This window comes from Kitasatospora sp. NPDC054795 (assembly GCF_053611565.1).
This window is the reverse complement of record NZ_JBSHAP010000288.1, coordinates 1-1,910: the sequence shown is the minus strand read 5'-3', so window position 1 is coordinate 1,910 and position 1,910 is coordinate 1. Positions and strand designations below refer to the sequence as shown.

The window sequence follows — 1,910 nt, the reverse complement described above, 5'->3', positions numbered from 1 at the left end:
GCCCTCGCGGCGCCCGCCCCCCCCACCGTGGCGAGCGCCGCGGACTGCACACCCGCCCAGGTCGTGGCCAACGGCGGCTTCGAGTCCGGCAGTTCGCCCTGGACGGCGCCGAGCGGCGCGATCACCGCCGACAGCGGCCAGAGCGCGCACTCCGGCAGTTCCTACGCCTGGCTCGACGGCTACGGCTCCAGCCACACCGACACCCTCTCGCAGTCCGTCACGCTCCCCGCCGGGTGCGGCACCGCGACGCTCGGCTTCTGGCTGCACGTCGACACCGCCGAGACGACCGCCAGTACGGCCTACGACAAGCTGACCGTCAAACTCGGCTCCACCACGGTGGCCACCTACTCCAACCTGGACGCCCGGAGCGGGTACGTGCACAAGACCGTCGACGTCTCCGCCTTCGCCGGCCAGACCGCGACGCTCGCCTTCACCGGCGTCGAGGACGCCAGCCTGCAGACCAGCTTCGTGCTGGACGACGTCACCCTGGACGTCTCCGGCGGCGGGACCACCCCCCAGCCCGGCGACCCGACCCGCACCCCGGCCGCACCGGCGTACACCGTCGACCTCAGCAGCGACGCCTCCGGCGGCAGTTGGACCGGGCACGAGAGCGTGACCTTCAGCAACGCCTCGCCCGCCGCGCTGAACGAGGTGTACCTGCGGCTGTGGGACAACGCCCACGGCAGCTGCCCCAGCACCCCGATCACGGTCACCAACGTGACCGGCGGCACGCCCTCCCCGCTCACGGTGAACTGCACCGCGCTCAAGATCACCCTGCCGGCCCCGCTCGCCCAGGGCCAGAGCGGTACCGTCGGCTTCGACCTCGGCATCACCGTGCCGAGCGGCGCGGACCGCTTCGGCCACGACGGCGCGTACAACTTCCTCGGCAACGCCCTGCCCGTCCTGGCGATACGGGACGCGGCCGGCTGGCACCTCGACCCGTACACCAACAACGGCGAGTCCTTCTACTCGGTGGCCTCGGACTTCACCGTCACCCTGGACCACCCGACCGGCCTGCTGGTGCCCGCGACCGGCACCTCGGTGGACACCCCCGGCACGACCGGCCGGACCGTCACCAAGGCGACCGCGAGCAAGGTGCGCGACTTCGCGTGGGGCGCCGGACCGTTCACCAGGATCTCCGGCACCTCGGCGGCCGGGGTGAAGGTCAACGTCTACTCGGTGGCGGGCATCAGCGCGGCCGACTCCACGTCGATGCTCTCCACCGCGACCTCGGCGGTCGACGCCCACGCCCAGCGCTTCGGTGCCTACCCGTACGGCGAACTGGACGCGGTGATCGACAACAACTTCTGGTTCGGCGGCATGGAGTACCCGGGCTTCGTCCTCGACCTGGTCAGCACCACGGCGCTCACCCACGAGATCGGCCACCAGTGGTGGTACGGCATCGTGGGCGACGACGAGTACAACAGCCCCTGGCTGGACGAGGCCTTCACCGACTACGCCACCGATCTCGCCCTCGGCAAGACCGGCAACGGCTGCTGGAACAGCGTCTCCTGGGCCTCCTCGGCGGAGAAGATCACCAACTCGATGGCGTACTGGGACGCCAACTCCTCGCGCTACTCCACGGTCGTCTACGGCTACGGCAAGTGCGCCCTGCACGACCTGCGCCGGACGATCGGCGACACCGCGATGACCACGCTGCTGCGCAACTACGCGCAGGCGCACTGGAACGGCGTCTCCACCACCGCGGAGTTCAAGGCCGCGGCCCAGGCCGCCACCACCGTGGACCTGACCTCCTTCTGGAGCCAGCACCGCATCGACGGCTGAACCCGGGCAGCCCGTGGCGCCGCCCCCCGCTCCCGCCGGGGGCGGCGCCCGGCGGCGTCCCCCCGCGGTCCGGGTGGCGGCCACTTCGCGTCCCCCGGCGGCCCCCTGTCGGCACCCGGGGCCGG

Annotated in this window: 1 protein-coding gene; it reads left to right on the top strand. The window is 72.0% G+C overall.

Annotation, left to right across the window (positions count from 1 at the left end; all coding sequences use genetic code 11):
* On the top strand, window positions 1-1,785 hold a 1,785-nt coding region (locus tag ACWGJO_RS41485; protein ID WP_452190952.1), incomplete at its 5' end, for a M1 family aminopeptidase.
* Window positions 1,786-1,910: the final 125 nt, after the last annotated feature.